Source organism: Paenibacillus sp. JJ1722 (assembly GCF_048282685.1).
In the GTDB taxonomy this organism is placed as follows: Bacteria; Bacillota; Bacilli; order Paenibacillales; family Paenibacillaceae; genus Paenibacillus; species Paenibacillus polymyxa_B.
This window is the reverse complement of the sequence record NZ_CP182500.1, coordinates 2484054-2502175: the sequence shown is the minus strand read 5'-3', so window position 1 is coordinate 2502175 and position 18122 is coordinate 2484054. Positions and strand designations below refer to the sequence as shown.

Annotated in this window: 13 protein-coding genes; 3 read left to right on the top strand and 10 right to left on the bottom strand. The window is 45.2% G+C overall.

Annotated elements, in window-relative coordinates:
* Nucleotides 1-2: 2 nt before the first annotated feature.
* Both ACM1ND_RS11380 and ACM1ND_RS11375 read right to left on the bottom strand, forming a co-directional pair.
* Nucleotides 3-3392 (bottom strand): tubulin-like doman-containing protein, encoded by a 3390-nt coding sequence (locus tag ACM1ND_RS11380; RefSeq protein ID WP_341062815.1) that lies wholly within the window; start codon nucleotides 3390-3392, stop codon nucleotides 3-5.
* Nucleotides 3393-3416: 24 nt separating this feature from the next.
* Nucleotides 3417-5219, bottom strand: coding sequence for a vWA domain-containing protein (locus ACM1ND_RS11375; protein ID WP_023988386.1), 1803 nt, complete (start codon nucleotides 5217-5219; stop codon nucleotides 3417-3419).
* 300 nt (nucleotides 5220-5519) lie between these two features.
* Here ACM1ND_RS11375 and ACM1ND_RS11370 point away from each other — a divergent pair, with 300 nt between their 5' ends.
* A complete protein-coding gene (locus ACM1ND_RS11370; RefSeq protein ID WP_165147246.1) occupies nucleotides 5520-5672 on the top strand; it encodes a hypothetical protein in 153 nt (50 codons plus the stop codon).
* Nucleotides 5665-6582 carry a hypothetical protein gene (locus tag ACM1ND_RS11365; RefSeq protein ID WP_418027724.1) on the top strand — a complete coding sequence of 306 codons (918 nt, stop codon included), beginning with the start codon at nucleotides 5665-5667 and terminating at the stop codon, nucleotides 6580-6582. The genes ACM1ND_RS11370 and ACM1ND_RS11365 overlap by 8 nt, the downstream gene beginning before the upstream one ends.
* A gap of 513 nt (nucleotides 6583-7095) precedes the next feature.
* Here ACM1ND_RS11365 and fabG read toward each other — a convergent pair.
* The 5 genes from fabG to ACM1ND_RS11340 form a co-directional block, all read right to left on the bottom strand.
* Entirely contained in the window at nucleotides 7096-7851 is a 756-nt protein-coding gene (gene fabG, locus ACM1ND_RS11360; protein WP_023988382.1) for a 3-oxoacyl-ACP reductase FabG, read from the bottom strand.
* Between the two features lie 338 nt (nucleotides 7852-8189).
* On the bottom strand, nucleotides 8190-10946 hold the full coding sequence (locus ACM1ND_RS11355) for a PHB depolymerase family esterase (protein WP_254348170.1): 2757 nt from the start codon (nucleotides 10944-10946) through the stop codon (nucleotides 8190-8192).
* Nucleotides 10947-11220: 274 nt separating this feature from the next.
* The gene (locus ACM1ND_RS11350) at nucleotides 11221-11559 is read right to left on the bottom strand and encodes a hypothetical protein (protein ID WP_023988379.1); all 339 of its coding nucleotides are present in this window, start codon (nucleotides 11557-11559) and stop codon (nucleotides 11221-11223) included.
* Between the two features lie 135 nt (nucleotides 11560-11694).
* Nucleotides 11695-12825 carry a bifunctional cystathionine gamma-lyase/homocysteine desulfhydrase gene (locus tag ACM1ND_RS11345; protein WP_023988378.1) on the bottom strand — a complete coding sequence of 377 codons (1131 nt, stop codon included), beginning with the start codon at nucleotides 12823-12825 and terminating at the stop codon, nucleotides 11695-11697.
* Between the two features lies 1 nt (nucleotide 12826).
* On the bottom strand, nucleotides 12827-13750 hold the full coding sequence (locus tag ACM1ND_RS11340; protein ID WP_053325324.1) for a PLP-dependent cysteine synthase family protein: 924 nt from the start codon (nucleotides 13748-13750) through the stop codon (nucleotides 12827-12829).
* A 255-nt stretch (nucleotides 13751-14005) separates the two neighbouring features.
* On the opposite strand from ACM1ND_RS11340, the gene ACM1ND_RS11335 reads away from it, so the two are divergent.
* Nucleotides 14006-14368: a hypothetical protein gene (locus ACM1ND_RS11335; RefSeq protein WP_053325323.1), complete on the top strand. Its 363-nt coding sequence runs from the start codon at nucleotides 14006-14008 to the stop codon at nucleotides 14366-14368.
* Nucleotides 14369-14487: 119 nt separating this feature from the next.
* On the opposite strand, the gene ACM1ND_RS11330 is transcribed toward ACM1ND_RS11335, so the two are convergent.
* The 3 genes from ACM1ND_RS11330 to ACM1ND_RS11320 form a co-directional block, all read right to left on the bottom strand.
* Complete coding sequence (locus ACM1ND_RS11330) at nucleotides 14488-14787, bottom strand: DUF6509 family protein (protein ID WP_023988376.1); 300 nt, start codon at nucleotides 14785-14787, stop codon at nucleotides 14488-14490.
* Entirely contained in the window at nucleotides 14781-16748 is a 1968-nt protein-coding gene (locus ACM1ND_RS11325; RefSeq protein ID WP_023988375.1) for an ATP-dependent DNA helicase, read from the bottom strand. Before ACM1ND_RS11325 ends, ACM1ND_RS11330 begins: the two co-directional genes overlap by 7 nt.
* Before the next feature lie 291 nt (nucleotides 16749-17039).
* Entirely contained in the window at nucleotides 17040-18044 is a 1005-nt protein-coding gene (locus tag ACM1ND_RS11320; protein WP_023988374.1) for an ABC transporter substrate-binding protein, read from the bottom strand.
* Nucleotides 18045-18122 lie beyond the last annotated feature (78 nt).

The following is an 18122-nucleotide window of genomic DNA, read 5'->3' as shown; positions in this document are numbered from 1 at the left end:
CTTTACTTCAACTTTCTGCGGATGTCGTTTAATTTTCCAGCCATTTGAGCATAGAATGCATAAAGTTCCGCTCCGTTAGCGAGCTCCACCTTTTCATATTCCAATTGATTGCGGGCCTCTGTGTAAATCGCAGCCAGTTCGTCCAGCTTCGACAGCAATGGTGTAATATCCTCCGATGAAGTCAATACAGCATCACGGCGATCCGCCTTGCGCATTAGAGCAGCAAATTTCTTTTCTTCCAAACCGCGGAAGTTTGTAAACACTTCAAACTCCACATAATTACGGCTCTTCATGACATTGGCAAACGGCTCCCAAGCCTCTTCCTCTTCGTCGCGATCATAGACGTACAAAGCACCTTTTTTCGTAATCGTGTCCGTATAGAGTGCCTGAATGAACTGATCCAGCCATTTTTCTTCATCCTGATATTTGCCCAGCAAAGCTTCCAATTCAGCGGCTTTCGCTTCAATTTGTGTATATTTCGCCAGTTCTTCACGAACCACCTGTGTTAATTCTGGTGAACGGATCAGGTTTTCCTTCGCCATCTCTTCATTGATGCTGCCAAAGATGTCCTTGCTTCCGGCCTGCTCCAGCCCTTCAGCCAGCAGACGTTTCAACTCAGACCATGCTCTTTTTACTTCACCCAAATTCGGCTTGGATTCCTGCAAGCGCATATCGTAGCCTGCCAGCATCGCATTCAGATCTAGCGCATGTGAACGGATTACAGTGAAGCGGCTGCTCGTATTCTGATCGACATCCTTTTCCCGAATCACGCCAAGTGACTTGGCACGGTCAAAATCATTACGAATGCGGGCATTGTAAGCTTGCACACGCGAATTGACGTAAGTTTCGCCCCATGACTTTTCAGGAATCGGCGACGGCAGATTAGTCCAATTGTTCTGACCTGTTTGCACCAGATGACGGCCAATACCTTCGCGGTCAAGAATCGTTTTTTCATAGCTTTCTTCATACACTTTGAGCGGCGTATATACAAACAGAGGAACACCATTACGCGTATTGAGCCAGAAAATCCGGTTACGAACTTCACTCTCTTTAATAGTAAAGTGTGATTTGCCAATTGCATTATTTTGATAATTGCGAACGCCTTTCAGGATATTAGGCGACTGTACAGGTACTGAAACGAATCCCCATGACGGGAAGTACAAGTTGCCAGAGCTATTGCTCAGATGGAACACAGGTACAGCTTCCTCATCCAGTTTACTCGCAATGTAGCGCTCCACAAATTTTTCAATGGCTTCATCTTGCCCGTATTTCATGACGAGGAAATCCTCCATGGAACGGGTAATGAGATCACCGAACTTATCAGTCAAGAAATTGGAGATTGAGCTGATGATGTCCATATCCTGATCCTTCACCCATTGATCTGAATTTTCGAGCAATTCTTGGGCAAAATCACGAATCAAATCGTCACCGTTGCGGTTATCCAGCAGCTTGGTCACAACTTCAGAAATATCCGGTACACTTACCAGATTCCAATAGTACGTTTTGTTACCTTTGTGATCGGACTGTTCTTCGCCATTTATCAGCAGATCGCCATTCTTCTCGAAAATTGCGCTCAATGCGTTCAAAATTTCAGTAAATACATTATAAATGCGGCTATTTTCCTTGTTCAACAGGTCATACAGGTCTTCATAAAATTCAATGAGCTGCTCTGTACGTTCCACATCAGCCCGCAGCCAATATTCATTAATTTTCGCTTCAATGTACGCATTTTTCTTTTTATCCTTGGACACAAACGCGCTCTTGGCATCGCCCAGCTTTTCGTTCGCCTGCTCACGCGCCCATTCAATGTCCGTTGGAATACGGTGCAGTGATTCACGCAACGTCTCAACATATGAAAGCAGCATTTTCAGCAAGCTAAATCCTTTTTCAGTATAAATCATGCGGGATACATAAAACGGCCCTTGCTCAGGATGCAGAAACATCCGGCGGATTTGGTCCGTAAACTGTCCTGTAATTTCGCCAGGAAGCTGTTTCTTCGCTTTGATATACTCTTCGCGGGCACGCGTCAGGAACGTTTGCTCCAGCTCGGTGTCCATATTGACAACTTGCATTTTAACAACATTGCTATAACTCAACCGTTCACTGTTTTCAAAGCCCGGAAGCGGCTCAGGTACACGGGATTCAAAGTTTTTGATCATGCTATCCAGATCCACGCCCAGCTTGCGGGCAAACTTCTCTACATCCTCTTGATTTGGCGATTGCTCAAACATTTTGGACATTTTGCCAAACATTCGATAGGCCAGATATGTCGTCATTTCCTCCATTGGCAGTACCGCCGAGGAAGCCCCGATAATATTGTAATCGTAGTTTGCCGGATAGGCCTTATTCATTTGTGCGATGTTGGTACGGATATTGCTGATATAGTCATGAATGGCAAACTCTTCGCCTGACTGTTTTTCCTCACTCGCCATAAAGTTGGTGATGTTCTCGGCGGTGACATTCATGCAGTAATCATAAGCATTTTCCAACAGCTTGCCTTCCGTATTCGTGGCCGAAATGAGATGACACAGATTAAACGGCGGAAGCGGCGAGTTCACGGCCAAAATATTTCCGTACTGCTGCTTAAAGCGTTCACCACGGCTGTCTACATTCATCCAATAGTCCAGCTCTTTCAGTGCAGCATAGCCGTTCTTTTTAATATATTCACGTGTATGCTCGCTCAGGCTTTTGTTCGCTAAATTAATATCCGGTGTAAACAGATAACCTAATGTATTTACACGGTCTACACCTGCAGAGCCATAGTCACGCTCAATAATTCCTCGGACGATATATGAGATATCGAGGAAGGTACCGCTTCCTGTACCGCCGGACAAACCGGACAGCAGGAACACCATAAGCTTCTTGTTGGTGCCTTCAGACAAGGTTTTGATTTTTTTGTCAATGCTTTGTACGACCTGATTGATTTTGGTGAACAACAGCAATCGTCCTGCCTGACGTACCCCTGCCGCCCCATTCATACCATCGGTAATGCTCAGCTCTGGAGACAGCCAATCGGTAATATACGGCTCAAGAATGCTGCGGTTTTGCAGCAATCCGCCGATTTCCGCATTGGATAGCAGTACAAACTCATTGATGGGGTCCAAACCAATCCCCTTGTATTTTTTGTTGCGGTCTTGTTCATTCGTTTCAAAAGCGAGAAATTCCACATTGTCCGGTTTATCGCTCTTTTTCTTGGAGATCGGATCTGCTGGAAGCTTGAATCTGCGGTTAATTTGATATTTCAAGCGGAGAAGGGCATCAATTCCCGTGCCTCCGAGTCCGATAATTAAAATAGGATTATCAATAGTATCAACTCTGATCTTATCGCTTACGATCCCCCCGCCGAGTGATACGTCTAATTGTTGGATATGCTCTCTAACTACTGGTTTCATAGATATGACCTCCTAAGGGTTCGTTTAGCTGTTTACTGAAATAAATTCCAGTAAAATGGTTTTGTCCACACTGGCTAACGGGATGGTCAGACGATCACCGTTTTTGAGTTCAAGACCGTTGCCTGTGTCTACAGCCCGTCCGGATTTCTCAATCGTAATCTCGGGGGTACTGCGCACAATGATACGATCCTGATTGGCTGGTGTGAACACGACCTTGTCGGTTCCAGCAAATTCCGGTGCCAGTTGCAGCAACTGGTGCAGATTAAATTTGCCCCGGAAGGTGTTCAGCTTCTTGTATTGTGGATACGTTTTTTCGCCAGTGTTCTCATCCCGGATTTCCAGTACGATTTGACCGACAAAGCCACGGTTGGCCTTTTTGACAGCCTTCCAGATGAAATATGCGGCAACCAGCAGAATGAGCAGTCCCAGCCCTAAAAGAATGAGTGGCATTAGCTTGGACTTTTCAGCAGGTGTTGTTGGCTGCGTTGTGCCTGTATTCGTACCGCTCGTCGCCCCTGCTTTAGCACTGATGGTTACAGGCTGTGTTTCACGGTAGAAGCTCTTCTCCTCTGCTCTAACGGTTAGTTCGTAGTCATGCTCATCTGGAATCGTATAGCTACCGGTAAAAGAATCCCCTGCATTGGTTAACGGCACCTCATTCGTTGTACCGGAATCCAGATCCTTGACCTTCAGAACAGCATTCATATTCGCATACAATTCCTGATCCTGAAGCTGCTGGCTATTGCTCGTCAGGTAGGAACGAATTTGAACTGCATCGCCTTTTTTGTATGATTTGGCGGACGGTGCGTCCATTTTCAGCTCCAGATCGTAGTTAAACACCAGATTAATATCAATCTGATCCTGCTGGACTCCCTTGACTTGGAGCTTCCAGTCACCAGCCACAGGCTTGAGCAGTTTAATCAGCGAGTAGCTTTTGGACTTGGACAGCAGCACATCGCTCGAAGGAATCGGCTTGGTGTTGCCCGACGGGTCTATCAGTCTCGCATCCACCGGTTTCGAGGACATGATCGAAATGTTAGCCTCCAGCACACTATCGTTCGGTACGGTTACCGTTACATCCTGATAGTCGCCGTTTGCCGTAATGGACTGCAAAGGCACCACTTTCAACTTCAAATTGCTGGCGAAAATTTCACTTAAAATGTTCGGCAAGTCATCCGCTGAGCTTGTAATAAAGGACTTGCCGCCCGTTTGCTGCGCTATGTCGGCAAGCTTGTTTTTATTCAGCTTCCCATCTGCATTCAAGCCGATGGTGTAGATCGGAACGCCGCTATTTTTAGCCTCGGCTACAGCCTGTGCCATATCCTGATCGGATTGGCTTTCGGTTCTGCCTGTCGTCTTATTAAAATCGTTGTTACCGTCGGCCAACATGACGATCATAGGCGCATGTCCAGCTGTTTTACCATCTTGCAAAATGCGGATCGCTTCCTTGACACCCACGGAGGTGTCAGTATACGCCCCCCGGTTCAGTCCGTCAATAAACGTCTTCAGTTCCTGCTTATCCGCTTCGGATGTAATATTAAGCAAGGCTTTCTCGCGCTGTACGACATCCGTATACGCTACAATCCCGACCTTGTCATTTTGCGTCGACAGCATATCAATGAACATTTTCATGGCTTCATTGCCAATTTTCCCAGGATCACTGGTGTTCATTGAATTACTTACATCGACGACCAGCACCGCATCCACCTTAGAAGCAGAGGGCGAAGCGGCATTCGCCATCTGTGGCTGCCATGCCAAAATCGAGGTCATGATCATTGTACATATGATTCCGATGACCAAAAACCATTTTCTGTCTCTACTAAACATCGCTTGTACCCCTTTGCCGGTTAATTCTCATTCTAAATTACAGTTGTACTCCCCTACTATTAAATTATAATGAGTTTTACATGAACGCCAGCTGAAAATACTGCCCAAATGGTCTGAATCCAACCAAAAAGCCTGTCATACCGCGAGATTTTACCAATATCCTGCAGTAATGATATAATTATACCCCAACAAGGGCAATCGGGCACCAGCCTTCTCCTTTATACGACAAAAATGACAGTAGCGAAACCCGCCCATGTAAAATATTGAAGTAAAAATCCAAGCAGAAAGAGGAAGTACACTATGATCTCATACGGATGTCTGGCGATTATGTTTCTTTTTGTCGCCATCAAATCACTAATTTACTATATACATAAAAAACGCGCCCCGTCGATTACACAAATCGACACCGAGCTTTTGGCCCTGCTGAACCGGAGAAGTGAGCACAATGAATAGTTCCAAACAAGCTGTACAATTTCGCCCATTTACCCGCACAGAGCACGCCTTCCAAAAGCTAAGAGTCTGCAAGCGTTGTGGACAATTCACCGCCCTTTGGGAAGAGAAGTGTACATCATGTGGTCGGGATACACTAGTTCCTGTAGAGCAATATGCCAAACTTAGAGCCAAACGTTATTTTCGTAAAGACCTTGCCGTCGGCGTCATATTGCTGGCCGCTACTGTTTTTTTCGGCCACTCGCAGCAACAAATGTTTCTATGCGGTATCGTCGGTGCGTTCTTTCTGCTGCCCTTGGTGCTTCTACAGCAGGGTATTTATCCTCATGAACAGCGTAGGCAGCTTATACGTCTGTTCAGAGGTCGTATAGGGCAGATCCAGGAAGGACTAAACGTTAATCATAAAAACGCGGTTGCCCTGCGGCAGCTCAGTGAGCGTGTCTCCTATGAAATGCTGCGTGAGATGGCTGTACTCATTCACAATGATCGGATAAGGCTCCAGCAGGTCGCCCTGCTGCAATCTTTTGTTCTCCGCAAAGACATGGAATTAACGCTCGATCCTCTCCTGATCAAGAGCTTCGAGCCGCTTATGGTCAGATATATCGGAGAGATTGCCAGACTCAATCGTGAGCTGATCAAGGACCGGACATTCCGATACGTAGTCTTTTATGAGCGCCGTATTCTGGAATTGGCAGGGGGCGAAGATATTCTCGTCCGCGTAGCCAGTGCGGCCGTCCGTAAAAAGCGCTACGTAGTCATCCATGCTGCTTTCATTTCCAGATATGTACGCAAGCTGCCAAAGGAACGAATCCAGCGTTTATATCATATCATTCAAGAGAATCCGTTAGAACCCTTTGGAGATTTAGCCGATGAAGTAAAGATCATGTACCTGATGGAGCAGTATAAAAACTGATCTGTCCTAACGCCCTTCTATATATGACGTCATTACCATGACAAACCACTGCAATAAAGCAGCAAAAAACCGTCAGGATCGCCTGGGTGGTATCATCCCCTTCAAGTAGGCACTCTAAAAAAACCTTGTGTGTTACCATGAGGGTATGAGTGAACCTGGAGGGGATTTTCGTATGGCTAACCAACTCAAAGTTTGGGTGAAGAAGGTTCGAAATGCTGAAACGCTCGATTGGCGCAAGGGTTCATCCAGCCCGATGAGGGGCGTACACGTACCTCCTTTTCCAGTATCAAAGAAGAACGAGATTACTTGATAGCTCAGGGGTGGACTACTTAAAAAGCGATATTCAAATCTGGTGACGGAGCGAAGCTCAGCGGTTTCAGGATAAACTCAAAAAGCGCGCCCCGATCGAGTATCGGCACGCGCTTGCAACTTAGCTTTTTTCATTCGTCTACTTGACAGGGGTATGACTACTCAAGGATTCATTTTATTCCTCTTGGTACAAACTTGTTTTTATTAAGATTCAGGCAAGCTCTGTCCTCCGTCGATAATAATTGTTTGTCCCGTGATGAAGCCAGCCTCCTTAGAGGCAAGAAATGCAGCTGCATGTCCCATTTCTTCAACGGTTCCAAACCGTTTCAATGGAATAGCTGGAAGCATGGTTTCAATGTATTCTGGGAAGGTTTGTATCATTTCAGTCATTGTATTACCGGGCATGATCGCATTGATTGTAATACCAAACGGAGCTAACTCAAGCGCTGCACTGCGAATAAAACCGAGTTGGGCAGCCTTACTGGCACCGTAATGCGACCATCCTACAAATCCTGTCAACGGCCCCGTAATCGAAGATGTTAACACCACTCTTCCATATTCAGCTTTTTTTAAGAATGGCAGACAAGCCTGTACAGAAAATAAAGCTCCACGCACATTAGTATTCATCACGCTATCCCATTCTTCAGCAACCATTTCTTCAATTGTAGTCATAGGGGCAATACCTGAGTTAGCACACAACACATCAATGCCGCTAAAGGCCACCGATACTGAATGTGCCATCATTTCCATAGAAGATCGATCCGTGACATCACCTCTAAAGCCTTGCGCGTATCCACCGGATGCTCTGATTTCGGCAGCGCATATCTCGGCCTCATCTAGGTTACGAGAAATAATGGCTACTTTAGCTCCCTTTTCAGCAAAGACTTTGGCGATTCCTTTACCAATCCCCTTACTCGAACCAGTTACAATAACCGACTTGTTTTCAAATGAATTTTCCATTATGTTTTCCCTCCTTCGGAGAGAGAGCATTTGCTCTCTAAATAGATCAAAAAAAATATCTTATAATAATATTAATAGATTGCATGACTAGATTAATCTTTTCCTGTGCACTTAATGTGCCTTTCCCTGGACAGAAGAAGGATTCAAAACGTTTATGATGATATTCACATTTTTTAGCTTTGTCAATAAAGTGGACGCACAAGGCTATTTCCATATCTCGACATGGTTGAGCTCTCTTGAAGGAGTTTTGATTTGTCTCACGTTAAGGGGTCAGTCCCCCTCCCCAACTCCGGACGTTTTTTTATTTTAGGATTATCGTGTCTAATTAGCTGTCTTCTTTATTGGCCTTGCAGTTTTTGGTGCGCATGTCTGATGGAAGTAAAGTTAAAAGCACGCACTCCCTTGCTGTCATACACAATAATCTCTTTATTCAAATATGGGTGTAAACCATTAAAATATCCAGGCATAATCAGTCTGCGCATAAATAGGTTTTTACCCAACATACGGGGGGAATTGGTCGCTACGACAAGCATTTGCTGGGTTGCAGACCATGGGCTAGGTTGAATATATGACAGACAATACTCGCCTGCCGTAAAATCGCCGCCCAATGTATACCCTTCCTCCGTACATGTAATTTGCAGATCAGCTTGGTGCTTCTGAAGCAGCTCATGTCTGGACAAGCCCGAAGTGACACATATCACGTTGCTATCAGCCAGTGCTTCCTCTGTAATATCATTGGAAGACACCACCGGATAATGAACACCGATATACGGATTCCAAGTCGCTGTTCGTGGGCTAGCCAAGGCGTTCGCCGTCCGTCTCACCGCCTGCTCTTCCTCCGGTGTAGCATAGCTGGATGGAAGGACAATGTGAAGACGATCCATATAAACGTCAAGCACACCCATACCATGGCTCAAAACGTTTCTTCCCACGCTTTTCGAATCCACAATTTCCTTTTTGGCATCCGATTCTTTTGAAAAGCATTCACTGCTTTCTTCCTCCCGTTCGGCAATCAAACGGTATTCAGGTGAGGGACGTTTATGTGAGTGTGTTTTAACAAAGCGAAAGCGGCTGTATTCCCGCAAGTCCAACACGAAAATACGGGCTCCGATACGAACTTGGGCCAATTCCAAGGGCATGACCTCTTGAGAAAGATGAATGATAAATTCTTCGGCGTGAACTGCCTCAATATCCAACTCACCTGTGGCACTCATTTCACCGTACAACTCGGCATATTCCTCATTTTCATCCATTCGCGTCAGTTCCAGCCAGTAAGCCCGGTTATGTCTGCCCCGTTCCGTCCGATAGGCAATACGCTGAGGTACGACATCCCTTTTCCATTGCATAAGCCAACCCAGTACGCCGTCCAGAAGTCTCAGCTCATGCGTATCCCAGTGATTAGACTGCCGCTCTACGACACCTTTAAAATGATCAGATGGAAGCTCTGTTACAGGGGCTGTGTATGCTTGTGCAAATAAGTAATCCTGATCTCCGCATACATTCAATATTGGCATATTCAACAGATTTATCAGATGCTTGGGATGTGGCGCTCCAGAGATAACCGCAATAGCCGCAAACCGAGAAGGATAAGCCTGTGCCATCGCCCAGGCCGCATATGCTCCGTTCGAATAACCCGTCAGATAGATCCGCTCTTCGTCCACTCGGTACGCTTGCAGTATGACATCCAGCGCCTCCAAAAAAGCAGCTTCTCCAATATAACTGCCCAACGTTACACCACGGCATGAAAAAGTAACGAATATAGCTTCCTCTTCCCAGCCTTGCCCAAAACCTCGATTCTGAAAATCCGGCAAGCCCAGTTCATATCGCTTGCCTGGCATCAGAACGATCAGAGGATACTGTCGGTCAGTCGAATAGCTTCTGGGAAGCTGAATGGTATAGCGTTGCAAACTATTATCCAAACGGGAGACAAAAAATCCTTCCCCAATTCCGTCATTAGACAAAAAGATGTGTTCTTCTTGAAGTAAGGACGGGGAGTGTGACTGTTCGGCATGTCCACACGTGAAGATTTGTTTTAATAGCTTGATATATTCACGTACAACCCGGTAATCCCAGATTTCAAAAGGATCTTCCGGCAAATCCGTTAACCTTTTTAATTCCTCAAGCAGGCCCTCTATTTGTATTTTCTGCGCAGAATGAAGAATATCTATAGCGCGGGCTTGAATGTACCGGTCATACTCTTCCTGCAAGCCCTCCACGACGACTGACAAAGGCCGCACAAGTGCCGAATACACAAAATGATGCTCCACAGCCTCATGATCCCGATATGTAACGGTGAAGTGCAGCATTCCCGTATTCCTGGCCTTTTCCTCGTCCCAGTCATAGCTTTGCTCCTGCTCCCAATGTGCTGGAAAGCGATCCAGCTTCATGCCTTCATCATTCGTTACCTCGACCCATAACGTTTGATCTAAGGGAAGATCTATCCGATCCTTACGCAGTAAATAAAATAAGATCGGGCTGTCTTCACCCTCCCTGCCAGCACTTTTCTCAACCTCTAACCAAGCCATATGAAAACGTATATTACGCTCTACAAATTCACGTTGCAGTTCTGTCACATCTGGTTCGTCGCATACCTGATTTCCACTGATACGAATAGAGCGGGCCTCCTCGGGAATAAACGCAGCAATGATAACTACCGTGTGATCGCCTTCCTCCAGATACAAGCGAAAAGGACCGGATTCCGCATATACCAGTGTGCCATCTATCCAAATTTGTCCCGTTCCTTCAAAGGGTCTGAAAATCACTTCCTGTGCAGCCATACAACGAAGATTTGAAACCAGCAAAAGCCTTTCTTGTTCGGCCAAAGGCGGAAAAACACCTAGATTTAGTTCGGCAGTCCGAGGGTCCAGCTCGGTCAATAATCGGCACGCTGCCTTTCCTCCGGCTGAAAGCTCTACTCCTTCTTCATCACAAGCCTTTTCCAAATTCCATTCCTCATGGGCAAAATAACTTGTCCATTCCCTGCCCACACCGCAATTTTCCGGGAGCATGACCGGACCGACTGCATAAGCAGACCTCAGACGTACCGGATGATCCGACAGCACAGTTGTTGCTTTTTCCAGATGTGTGAACCTCATAACATTCCCCCTCCAGGTTTTTGTTTCCTCAGAGACGTAGTCGCGGTTATATTCCGTTTAACATTCAATTTAACTATATAAAACTATTCGTTATTACCTCTACGTACTCCTCTGTTCTTCTCAAAAAAGTAGCTATGATAAAACAAAAAAAACGAAGAAAGCAGAGTGCTTCACTTCGTTATTAAAAATTTCTATATCTAAAAACCTATTTAATGCTGCCATGATTGTTGCTAACAATACTAGGGTATAGTATGTTTAGGGTGAAGTTACTATTTTAAAAATGTGCATAACTCGCTTGAATTTGCTTTTCCAACTTAATGCGTTCTAACTTTAGCTCCCAAATCTGTTCGCTCCACGAGTTTCGATCCGCCGCGTTATTACTATTCCGTAAGAGATCAAACAACCTCAGCAATTCATCATTTATCTGATCAAAATGCCGCCACAGCGTATTAATCTCAGAATCTTTAGTCTCTTTGCCATTCTCCAGCAATTGATGCCGCAGGGCTTCTTTGAGCTCCTGTTGCCACTCTATATCGTTCAATTGTTTCGCATAATTAAGAAGATCCAAATAGTCATCTACCTGCAGGTAACTGCGTGTTTTTATCTGTTTCATAGGGTCTCTCTCCTTTCGGCTCAATCTATTACCAAGTATTATACTCGGTTATTAAGGGAAAGCAATACTTTATTCTACAATACACAAAAAAAGAGGCAGCCTCAGCTACCTCTCTTGAACATTACGATTATTTTCTTACAATGCTGCCTGCAAATCTTCGATCAAATCTTCCAGATCTTCAATCCCAACCGAAATCCGCACCAAACCTTCGGTAATACCTAGCTCTGCACGACGTTCTACTGGAATAGAGGCGTGCGTCATACGTGCCGGAACACTAATCAGACTTTCAACCGCTCCCAAGCTTTCAGCCAGTGTAAAATATTTCACCTTTTTCAGAAGTGCAACCGCGTTAGCGTCGCTACCTACATCAAAGGAAATGATGCCGCCAAAGCCTTCGGCCTGGATTTTGGACAGTTCATGCTGTGCATGGCTTTCCAGTCCAGGATAGTACACTTTGCTAACCTTCGGATGTTTTTCCAAAAAGGCTGCAATTTCCTTTGCATTTTGCTCAATCGCTTCCATACGCAGACCCAATGTTTTAATACCTCGGATCAATAACCAAGAATCTTGCGGGCCGAGAATAGCACCAATGGCGTTTTGCAGAAAATGAAGTTGTTCTCCCAGCTCGTCGCTGTTCACAACAGCCAGACCGGCTACAACATCGCTATGGCCGCCCAAATACTTGGTAGCAGAGTGAATGACGATATCAGCCCCAAGTGTAATTGGCGTCTGCCAATAAGGGGTAGCAAATGTGTTGTCGACGATCAATAAAAGATCATGTTTTTTTACAAGCTCCGAAACAGCGCGGATATCCGTAACCTTCAAAAGCGGGTTCGTTGGCGTTTCGACATACAATGCCTTCGTATTCGGACGAATTGCATTGGAGATGGCTTCCAGGTCAGTCGTATCCACAAATGTGGACTCAATTCCGATACGGCTGAGGACTTTGCTTACAATACGGTAGGTGCCTCCGTATACATCATCGGTCAGCAAAATATGATCCCCTGCATTAAACAGTGAAAATACCGCATGGATTGCTGCCATACCCGAACCGAAAGCAAAACCACGCTTTCCTTCCTCCAGATCCTTAATCAGCTCCTCCAGAGCAAACCGGGTCGGATTGCCTGTACGCGAATATTCGTATCCCTTATGGACGCCAATTTCCTCTTGCTCATAAGTGCTTACCTGATAAATAGGAACGTTAACCGCGCCTGTATGGGGATCGGTAGGAAGCCCGCCGTGAATCAGTTTTGTTTTGCGTTTCATTTTATATCCCGCCTTCATATATTTTTTTGCTCAGATAACGTTCGCTGCTATCCGGGAAAATGGTAACAATATGTGCGCCATCCGGTGCATTTTCGGCTTCCAGTAAAGCGGCATGTAAAGCAGACCCTGAAGAACTGCCAACGAGAAGACCTTCACGTGCAGCCAGTTCCTTGACACGGTCAAAAGCATCAACATCGCTAATGGTGTGAATGGCATTAAAATATCCTTTATCCACAAATTCAGGGATTAATTCCATGCCAATTCCTTCCGTTTTATGTGGACCTGACTCGCCGCCATTCAAAATGGACCCTTCCGGCTCCACGATGACCGTTTTAAGGGCTGCATTTTGTTCCTTAAGATAACGCGAGGTTCCCATAAACGTTCCCCCCGAGCCTGCACCTGCCACAAATACGTCCACTTTGCCGTCCAGATCGTTCCATATTTCAGGTCCCATTGTCGTATAATATGCCTCGGGATTATCCGGATTACTGAATTGCCGTGGCAAGTATGCATCTTTTATTTCAGCAGCCAATTCTTTTGTTTTTTCGATAGCTCCTTTCATCCCCTCACTTGTCGGGGTATGAACGATGCGTGCTCCCAATGCCTTCATCAGGTCCTGCTTCTCTTGGCTGAACTTCTCAGGCACAGCAAAAATAACCGAGATATTATAATGAAGCGCCGCCATCGCAAGACCAATACCTGCGTTGCCTGCTGTTGCTTCAATTAATGTCCCACCTGGCTTCAGCTGACCTGTTTTTAATGCTTTTTCAATTAGAGCCTTACCTACCCGATCCTTTACGCTGCCGCCGGGATTCATAAACTCCAGCTTCGCAAACAGGCGAATTCCTCTCGGTAGAGAATAGCTGCTCAGCTCCACTAATGGCGTACGTCCGATGAGTTCAAGGGTATTTTGATATACATTCATAATTTCAAGCTCCTTTTAATGGCGAATCCAAAATAAACCAATGGTCAAAAATTAACGCCTTTTGTCGGAGAAGTTCGCTATCATCTCCGAGAAAACACAGTAATACGGTAAGTATTGATGCAATAAGATTTTATGTGTATTTGAAGCTTTTGTCAAATGGACCAGTCACAATACCCACACACCCTGCCTGCTTGCTCGATATGATAGAGAAGATGTCACAAAATATCCCCGTGCAACATAAGGAGGAGTTCATATATGGGAAAGCAATTTCTGAAGATAGCTGCCGTATATTTTGCCCTCAGTGTGCTGCTTAGTGTAATTATTGGCTTGTCGGGTGATTACAGCCTGTCCAATGTTCAGTCTCATATTCATTTGTTGGGTTGGATTGCACTTGGAATTATAGGTCTGATCTATGTGACCTTTCCTGCACTTTCAGTTACTATTCTGGCACATATCCATTTTTGGATGCATAATATCGGTCTGCCTGTGTTGATATTGGCAATTATAGGTGAAAATTACGAAATCCCAGAGGCTGGAGTTTGGATCGCCATAGGGTGGGTGTTACTCGCGGCTGGTATTATGCTGTTTATGGTGAATGTGTGGGATAGACTGCGCTAGAGCAAATAAGTTCTCTTCATTTGACCATAAAAAAAGGAGCCTGATCATGTCAGGACTCCTTGATATCTTCATTATATGTTAGCTATACACCAGCTGTGCTAGCTAAGTGTTCTATACTGTTACTTCACTGTTTCATCCTGTACATGTTCTTTACAGAAGTTCTCAACAGCTTGCAGCTCATCATCTTCAAGTTCAAGATCAATGTAACTATTCGTTACTTTTTCAATTAATTCATACTTTAGCAGTCCCGTCTTTTCTTCGTCTACTAAATAAAGACAACGGATATACAGTCCGTTTTCAGTGTATAGCTCGTCGTCCTCCTCTACCTCTACATCAATGATAAATTCATAACGCTGTCCAGTCAAAATACCAAAAGCATCTTTAATCTGATCTACTGTGTACGTTGTAAAATTCAACATGTTTTTATTCCCTCCGGGTTTCCTTCAATTACGGTGCATTCTACGCCCGCAGGCAGTAGTTGTTCAACTTGTGTGCGTACTTCTTGACGTCTCAAATCCTGGCCCATGATGGATATCCAGCCTCGATCATTACGCGAGCGAATTAAACGCCCTATGCCTTGTCTGAGTCTAAGTGCCATGTGAGGCATATCTATCTGAATAAACGGATCTGCTGCATCCTTGCGCAGAGCCGTAAAAACCGGATCATTCGGAGGAAATGGCAGTGACCAGATAATGACGTGCGACAGAGAAGGTCCAGGAATATCCAATCCTTCCCATAATGTAACAGCGCACAACACACTTTCCTCATCATTCTGAAAAGCTGAGATCAGATGGCTGATTTCAGCCGAACCTTCGTACAGAAAACGATAGGCTGATGCCTCCGGGTAAGCAACGAGATCCTTCTTGAATGCAGCCAGTTCCTCCTGTGAAGGAAACAGGATAAGCGCTCTTCCCTGCGATTTCTCCAGCAGTGTCAGCGCTCTCTGGATTGGATCATGCCCCACTTGCAACGGGTACAGTGCAGCTTGCATCTGATCGCTGTAGTCATAAGGTGAAGCAACAGAAAACGTTAGCGGATTTTCAATACCGAGACTCTGTGCCATATAGTCAAAAGAGCTCTCTACGGAAAGCGTAGCTGAAGAGAATACGATTGGTATATGCTGCGCAAATACTCGTTCTTTGAGAATCTCTTTTACCATCTTCGGCATAACCACAAGCGTTAACCCATCCTGATCCTCCATCACCCACGAAATGAGAAGTTCAGGACGCTTAAACAAAGCCAATGCGGTTTGAATCATTTCCAAATGTTCTTCCACAATTTTGACTTGATACTCATCCAAAGAGAATAGCCCGCTTTCAAATACAAGCTCTTCTTCGATCGTGCCGATCAATTCACCAAAGCGGTTTACCTCTCGAATCAGCGACTCATTCAGGATGAACTCCTTGCGATTAGAACCCTGTACAGGCTGACTGTTCTTATCAAGCGCAGCGAACAAAACCTCACTTTGGGAGATCGCATCTTCGATCGTCATTGCCAAAGATTCTCGCACTTCCCCCTCGAGAAGTCGGGTAATAATAGACTCAAACTGAGCGTGCTTAAGCTTGTAGGTAAGTGCATTTTGTGCCGCTGTCTCCAGCAGATGCCCTTCGTCAAAGACGACAGAGCTGTGCTCCGGCAGCAACGGCAGCTGACCCTCGCGCTTTCTCGCTTCGTAGGTCCATACATGCTCCATATAAAAGTCATGAGAGCAAATGACCAGATCTGCCGCTTTGCGGTAATGATCACGAGACAACGTCTGACCGCAACGATGGCGCTGATGGCAAACGAGACAGTCTTGAAATACATCCCATCCGAGTCTGCTCCACTGTCCATCTGTTAGCTCGGGATACTCCTTCCGATTTCCGTAAGGAGTGAAGGACTGTAACGTATCTGGAAAATGAACAAAATCCGGCAGTTCCTGATAAATATCACGGAAAACATCTGCGTCCTCATCCAGTCCGCCTCGCACCTCATCCAGCTTATTCAGGCAAATATACTGATCCGGCGACTTCCCCAATCTGGCATCAATCGTCAGACTCAAATGCCGTGCCAGCTTGGCGATATCCCCTTCCGGCTTTACCAATTGTTCAATTAACGATTCATCCGCACAGGCGATAATCGCCGGTTTTCTCATGTATCGAGCATATGCAATAGCGTACAGCAGGTATACCAGCGTTTTACCAGTGCCCACACCTGCTTCTGCAAAAATGGTCTTTTTTTCCTTATAGGCACGTTCTAGCTGGAATGCCATATAAATTTGTTCATCCCGAACCTCAAAGCCGACTTCAGGCAAAACTTCATAAAATACATCCGCAATCCAGTCACTTGCCTGCTCAATAAACGGCTTGGACGGATCAAAGGCAAAAGGGTAAGTAGTCAATCGGGCTGTGCCTCCAATTCGTTCATAATGTGCATCCTTTCATTATAACGCAAAACAAGCTAAAAAGAACATGAAAACTGTAAGAACAGCTTACATTTTTTATTTCGCCATGAAATTCTATAAATAAAGGACATCAGGGTTCGTTTGTGTGAGTACGCTACGAGGAGGATTTGGCGAAGGATTTGGTGGAGAAAGCTTGATAAGAGATAGGTTAAGCAAGGGAATTATTCATAGCATAATGAGAAAACAAAGAAACCAGCTAATGCTTTCAGGCACTGGCTGGTTCCATGTTTACTTTTGCTTCATCAAATCTGGAATTTGTTCAAGAAGCCGTTCTCTCGTGATGGCATCATCAAAATTCCATGAGCTGTCGAGTGTATATACCCGTTTGTTTTGAACCGCGGGAATGGTCTTCCATATTTCACTGTTCATCAGATTATTAGTAACTGCAACTGTTTCTTTACTCTGATCCGACAGAATAAATAGTTCATCCCCGATAAATGCAGGAAGCACCTCGTTAGAAATGGTAGCAAAGCGCTCTTTTTTATCAATCAGGTCTGTTTGTACCTTGGGAGCCGGTTTAAAGCCAAGCACATCATACAAGGACACGGATGCACCCTGATGTCCCATAACATACAGGTTCTTCCCCATAACTAACAACACCGTCGCTGTCTCTCCTGGCTTAATGTCAACATCCAGCTTGGCCTTCATTTGTTTGGCCTTCTCGTCATATAAGGTTTTGAATTGGTCTGCCTCTTTAGTTTTTCCAAGAAGTTTACCTAGCTCCTGCATACGTTCAAAAGTTGCCTGGTCGGAATGAAGAGCCACGGTAGGTGCAATTTTAGCTAACGTATCAATCGCCTTTTCATCCCAATTGTCGTGAAGAATAAGGTCCGGTTTCAGCATCGTCACTTTTTCCAGATTCACTGGGTAGCCTACATCGGTAATATCCTTGGTAAGGTCCGCATACACAATTTGTGACTGAATGACACTCAGACTCGCACCTGCTGGACGTACACCCAAGGCAAGCAAATCCCCCGGATCACTGCCTACATAAACGATCCGCTGTGGATTTACCGGAATCGTTACTTTACGTTTTTGAGAGTCTGTATATTCTCGGGTGGTCGGCGTTGTTGATGCCTCTTCCTTTTGAACCGTGCTGTTTGCAGCCTGTCCTGCTGTAGGGGAAGTTTGGGCAACATTTCCTTGAGAGCTACAAGCTGATAGTACAACGGCTATAATGAGCAGTACTCCCGCCAGTATAGGGAGTTTGGTCGATTTTTTTACATGTAGCATATGGATGTATCCTCCAAGTTATATAGTCTATAGAAAATGATAATCATTATCATTCACTTAATATTACATAATAGACCC

Coding starts and splice junctions, on each gene's coding strand:
- ACM1ND_RS11380 (WP_341062815.1), bottom strand. CDS start 3,392: ATGAAACCAGTAGTTAGAGAGCATATCCAACAATTAGACGTATCACTC.
- ACM1ND_RS11375 (WP_023988386.1), bottom strand. CDS start 5,219: ATGTTTAGTAGAGACAGAAAATGGTTTTTGGTCATCGGAATCATATGT.
- ACM1ND_RS11370 (WP_165147246.1), top strand. CDS start 5,520: ATGATCTCATACGGATGTCTGGCGATTATGTTTCTTTTTGTCGCCATC.
- ACM1ND_RS11365 (WP_418027724.1), top strand. CDS start 5,665: ATGAATAGTTCCAAACAAGCTGTACAATTTCGCCCATTTACCCGCACA.
- fabG (WP_023988382.1), bottom strand. CDS start 7,851: ATGGAAAATTCATTTGAAAACAAGTCGGTTATTGTAACTGGTTCGAGT.
- ACM1ND_RS11355 (WP_254348170.1), bottom strand. CDS start 10,946: ATGAGGTTCACACATCTGGAAAAAGCAACAACTGTGCTGTCGGATCAT.
- ACM1ND_RS11350 (WP_023988379.1), bottom strand. CDS start 11,559: ATGAAACAGATAAAAACACGCAGTTACCTGCAGGTAGATGACTATTTG.
- ACM1ND_RS11345 (WP_023988378.1), bottom strand. CDS start 12,825: ATGAAACGCAAAACAAAACTGATTCACGGCGGGCTTCCTACCGATCCC.
- ACM1ND_RS11340 (WP_053325324.1), bottom strand. CDS start 13,750: ATGAATGTATATCAAAATACCCTTGAACTCATCGGACGTACGCCATTA.
- ACM1ND_RS11335 (WP_053325323.1), top strand. CDS start 14,006: ATGGGAAAGCAATTTCTGAAGATAGCTGCCGTATATTTTGCCCTCAGT.
- ACM1ND_RS11330 (WP_023988376.1), bottom strand. CDS start 14,787: ATGTTGAATTTTACAACGTACACAGTAGATCAGATTAAAGATGCTTTT.
- ACM1ND_RS11320 (WP_023988374.1), bottom strand. CDS start 18,044: ATGCTACATGTAAAAAAATCGACCAAACTCCCTATACTGGCGGGAGTA.